5 protein-coding genes are annotated in these 4,950 nt (G+C 58.7%); 1 reads left to right on the forward strand and 4 read right to left on the reverse strand.

The annotated features are described in order from the left end of the window. The 4 genes from A3220_RS15820 to rpsT form a co-directional block, all read right to left on the reverse strand. The coding region (locus A3220_RS15820) for a class I tRNA ligase family protein (RefSeq protein WP_174524474.1) at nt 1–913 on the reverse strand (913 nt) is incomplete at its 3' end. A gap of 7 nt (nt 914–920) precedes the next feature. Then, nucleotides 921–1,958, reverse strand: a complete 1,038-nt coding sequence (ribF, locus tag A3220_RS15825) for a bifunctional riboflavin kinase/FAD synthetase (protein WP_044630332.1) — start codon at nt 1,956–1,958, stop codon at nt 921–923. A gap of 138 nt (nt 1,959–2,096) precedes the next feature. After that, entirely contained in the window at nt 2,097–3,674 is a 1,578-nt protein-coding gene (gene murJ, locus A3220_RS15830) for a murein biosynthesis integral membrane protein MurJ (protein WP_062375871.1), read from the reverse strand. A gap of 106 nt (nt 3,675–3,780) precedes the next feature. Next, a complete protein-coding gene (rpsT, locus tag A3220_RS15835) occupies nt 3,781–4,047 on the reverse strand; it encodes a 30S ribosomal protein S20 (RefSeq protein WP_016916025.1) in 267 nt (88 codons plus the stop codon). 381 nt (nt 4,048–4,428) lie between these two features. Between rpsT and A3220_RS15840 the strand changes: the two genes are divergently transcribed. Next, a partial coding sequence (locus A3220_RS15840) for a transposase (protein WP_174524475.1) occupies nt 4,429–4,950 on the forward strand: 522 nt, incomplete at its 3' end.

The raw sequence follows: 4,950 nt of genomic DNA on the forward strand, positions 1-4,950 counted from the left end.
ACGGGTGGCGGAAGTTGATCAGATCAAGCTGTTTACCTTGTGTGGTAGCCACTACTTCACCCTGGAGACCAAAGCGCTCTAAGCAGCTCTCAACCAGCTCTTCGGCTAACAGCAGTAGGCGCTCGCCGGTGTCTACCAGCGCGTAGGTGAAATCGGGGTGAACATTCAGCGCCTGGTTGGCGGGAATGGTCCACGGCGTGGTGGTCCAGATCACCACGGCGGCGGGCTTGGCCAGCTCGCTTAAACCAAACGCAGCCGCCAGCTTGTCGGCGTCTGCCACGGGGAAGGCAACGTCGATGGCATCGGATTTTTTGTCGGCGTACTCGACTTCCGCTTCCGCCAAAGCCGAGCCGCAGTCAAAGCACCAGTTCACTGGCTTCAGGCCTTTAAAGACGTAGCCCGCCTCGACCATATCCGCCAGCGCGCGGATCTCGCCCGCTTCGTTGGCGTAATCCATGGAGCGATATGGATGATCCCAGTCACCGATGATACCCAGGCGCACAAAGTCCACCAGCTGGGTTTCGATTTGGGCACCGGCGTACTCACGGCACAGCTCACGGGCTTTATCCGCCGGAAGGTGCTTGCCGTGGGTGGTTTCGACCTTGTGCTCAATGGGCAGGCCGTGGCAGTCCCAACCCGGCACGTAGGGCGCATCAAAGCCCGCCAGGTTTTTGGACTTAACGATAATATCTTTGAGAATTTTATTAACGGCGTGACCGATATGGATACTGCCGTTGGCGTAGGGAGGGCCATCGTGCAGTACAAACAGCGGCGCACCCGCACGGGCTTCGCGCAGGCGCTGGTATAGGTTCATATCCTGCCACTGGGAAACACGCCCTGGCTCCTGCTTCGGCAGCATGCCGCGCATAGGAAAGTCGGTTTCTGGCAGGTTTAGCGTGTGCTTATAGTCCATAGTCCGGTCAGCCGTCGTTAGTATCGGCGGCGTCATCCGCCGAAGTGAAATCAGAAGAAGCGGTCTCACGCCCAAGCGGGGCCGAGGCCAGCGGAAGAGAGGTCGTTAGATCAGCGTCGGCGGTTGCAAAGTAGCGGCGCGCCTTGGCTTGGTCCTGGTGAATCTGTGCTTTTAGCGCGTCAAAATCGTCAAACTTCACTTCCCCTCGCAGCCGTGCGCAGGGGTAAACCGTTAGCCGTTGGTCATACAGATCGCCAGAAAAATCCAGCAGGTGCACTTCCAGCGTAGGGCGTTTAGACCCCACCGTAGGCCGAAAGCCGACGTTCGCTACGGCGGGGTGCCGCTCGCCATTCGCCAATTCGGCCACCACCGCAAACACCCCCCGTAGCGTCAGCGGCTGGGGCAATAGCGGTAGGTTCGCGGTCGGTACACCAATGGTGCGCCCCAACTGCTGGTCGCGCACCACGCGGCCATGCAGCGAATAAGGCCTGCCCAACAGGCGGGCGGCCACTTCAAAGTTACCGCTGGCCAGCAGCGTACGCACTCGGGTGCTCGATACCCGCTCGTCATCGACTTTGAAGGTGCGAGTATGCTCTACGCCAAAGCCATGAGTGCGCCCCACGGCTTCTAACAGACTGAAGTCGCCACGGCGATCACAGCCAAAACGGAAGTCGTCGCCCACCACTAGATGCTTAACGCCCAGCCCATCAATCAACACCTGATCGATAAACTCGCGACCGGTGAGGCTGCGCAAGGCATCGTTAAACGGCAGGCACAGCACCTGCTCGGCACCGTGGTCGCGCAGCAGGCGCACTTTTTCCCGCAGGCGCGTTAAGCGCGGCGGCGCTTGGTCTCCGGCAAAAAACTCGCGGGGCTGAGGCTCAAACACCACCACGGTCAGCGGTACGTTCAGGCGCGCAGCGTGCTCGCGGCACTGCTGTAGAATCGCCTGATGGCCGCGATGCACGCCATCGAAATTACCAATGGTCGCCACGCAGCCACGATGGGACGCTGTCAGATTGTGCAGACCTCGAATGACGTGCATGGCACCTCTTTTTTAAAAGCTTGTTTTAAAAGCGTTTTCCGTTTTAAGGCCGTTGGCCGTTTTCAAAGCGTTTGATTATAACGAACGCGCTGCTCTGGTGCAGAAGAAGATAATAGCGCTCACGCGCCTGCCCCTTTCCTAGCCGTTCATTTTAAAGTGGCGAAGCCGCAGGCCAAGCGCCGTTAACCAGATAAAGTAGAGCCCGCCCCCGAGCACTACTAGCCCGGCCACCCAGCGGACGCGCTGCCATAGCCCAAACTCTAACCACACCTGCCAATCAGGTGAGACTAACATAAGCGCCACGCTCATCAGCACGCTGCCGCCGACTAACTGCACCGCGTAACGCCCCCAACCCGGCTGAAACACCAGCACCTGCTGGCGGTAAAGCAGATACCCCAACAGCCCCGCGTTTAAAAATGCAGATAGCGCAGTGGCCAACGCCAAGCCCGCGTGGGCCAGCGGCCAAATCAGCAGTAGGTTGAATACCATGTTCGCGACCATGGCGATAATGCCCACCTTCACCGGTGTTTTGGTGTCCTGGCGGGCGAAGAAGCCAGGCGCTAGCACTTTGATCAGCATAAAGGCCACCAGCCCAAAGGCATAGGCGCGCAGGCTCATGGCCGCCATCTGAATATCGTTATCGGTCATCGCCCCGTAGTGAAACAGGGTAATCAAAAACGGCTCGGCCAGTACCGCCAGCGCCAGGGCAGCGGGCACGCCCAACAGCAGCACCACGCGGATCGCCCAATCCAACATGGCGGAAAAGTGCTCGGTGGACTGCTCCGCATGACGTTTGGAAAGCGCTGGCAGAATAATGGTGCCAATCGCCACACCAAACACGCCAAGCGGCAGCTCTACCAAACGGTCAGAGTAGTAGAGCCATGAAACGCTGCCTGCGGCCAACAGCGATGCCAGCACCGTATCCAACAGCAGGTTGATCTGGGATACCGAGACCCCAAACAAAGCCGGCACCATCAGCTTTAAAATGCGCTTCACGCCATCGTGGGCGAAGTTAGGCCATGGGGTGGGCAAAAGCCCTAAACGCAGCAAAAACGGCACCTGAAACGCAAGCTGAGCCGCCCCGGCAATCAGCACGCCCCACGCCAGCGCCATAGCGGGCTCTTCCATCAGGGGCATCAAAAACAGCGCCGCGCCGATCAGCGAAATATTCAGCAGCACCGGTGTAAATGCGGGCACTGCAAAGCGGTTCCAAGTGTTCAGCACGCTGCCTGAGAACGCGGTGAGCGAAATGAGCAGCAGGTAGGGAAAGGTGAGCCGCAGCATATCGGCGGTCATCGCGAGTTTATCAGGGTCGCGTCCAAAGCCAGGGGCAAACAGCCATACCAGCCAGGGCGCGCCCAGCATCGCCAACGCGGTGATTAGCGCCAGCAGCGCGGTTAGGCTCCCCGCTACCGCATTCAGCAGTTCACGGATCTCCTGCTTGGTGCGCTGGGTGGAGTACTCCGAGAGCACCGGCACAAACGCCTGGTTAAACGCCCCTTCTGCAAATAAACGGCGCAGAAAATTGGGAATTTTAAACGCCACAAAAAAGGCATCCGAGCCATTGCCTGCGCCCAAAAACGTTGCCACGACCACATCGCGCACCAACCCCATCACCCGGGAGAGCATGGTCATCGCGCTGACCACTAACCCCGAACGCATCAGTCCTCGGCGTGGTGGCGGCATATTGGCATGCTGTGGTGTATCGGCGCTCATCAGGTTATTCCCTACAGGCTAAATAGAGATGCACATATCGCCCGGTAGGCGACGTTCAGGCACAAAAAAACCGGCCGCAGCCGGTTTTTTTATGGCGCCTGCCGGCTTACGCCGCCAGAGCCTTAATGCGCTTGTTCAAGCGGCTTTTCAGACGTGCAGCTTTCTTCTTAGAAAGAACGTCTTTATCAGCAATACGGTCAACGACCGGCTGCATTACCTTGAACTCTTCCATCGCTTTGCCATGGTCGCCGGTGTTAATCGCTTTGATCACACGCTTGATGTAGGTGCGGACCATGCTGCGCTGGCTGGATTTCAGGACGCGACGAGTCTCGGCCTGGCGGGCGCGCTTGCGTGCTTGCTTGCTGTTCGCCACAGGTATCTCCTTGGAGAATAAGGGCTGCCTAAAAACGGCAACGAATTTACTATGTGTTTGTCGGCTGGCAGTTGCCAAATCACGACATTTCCGTAACAACCAATTGATCTAGCAGGGTTTTCAACACTGCCAAATAGTGTAACGAGCAGTCTGATAGCTGCCCGCTCACGGGTCTTGTCTGAGAGGATGGCGTAGTCTATCACGCGTTAAGCGGGCTTGCTAGCCGTTGTCAATGCTTTTCAGGCGGGGACCGCTAGCGCTTACCTACCAGTGGTTGTACTAGAGTTAAGCTCAGTTCTTGTGTATGGAGGGCAGTAGAGAGGGTGGCGTATCCTGTTGATTGATCTCGCCAGATCACAACCAACATAGGACGGATACGCCATGAGCAATTCTACTCTCCAAGCCGTGACGCAGCCAGACACCGGCGCTACTGATCCGTTGCATGAGCTGCTGCGCAAAGGGGCCCGAGACCTGATCGCCAAGGCCGTGGAGGCCGAGTTGGCCACCTTTCTGGCGCAGTATGCCGATCAGCGGCTCGACGATGGACGCCAGGCCGTGGTCCGCAACGGCTACCTGCCGGAGCGCACCGTGCAAACCGGTATCGGCGACGTCGAGATCAAGGTGCCCCGCGTCCGTGACCGCAGTGGCGACGGGGTGACCTTCAGCAGCGCGCTGTTGCCGCCCTACCTGAAGCGGGCCCGCAGCATCGAGGAGCTGATCCCCTGGCTCTACCTGAAGGGAGTCTCTACCGGCGACTACCAGGAGGCCCTGTCGGCCCTGCTGGGTGACCAGGCCAAGGGACTCTCGGCCAACACCGTGTCGCGTCTCAAGAAGCAGTGGGAGGACGAGCATACCGACTGGCAGAAGCGCGACCTGGCAGACCAGCGTTACGTCTACTGGTGG

The organism is Halomonas sp. KX33721 (assembly GCF_001596805.1).
GTDB lineage: Bacteria > Pseudomonadota > Gammaproteobacteria > Pseudomonadales > Halomonadaceae > Vreelandella > Vreelandella aquamarina.

Bases quoted from the DNA above. Each gene is read 5' to 3' on its own strand.
- ribF (WP_044630332.1), bottom strand. From the start codon at position 1,958: ATGCACGTCATTCGAGGTCTGCACAATCTGACAGCGTCCCATCGTGGC.
- murJ (WP_062375871.1), bottom strand. From the start codon at position 3,674: ATGAGCGCCGATACACCACAGCATGCCAATATGCCGCCACCACGCCGA.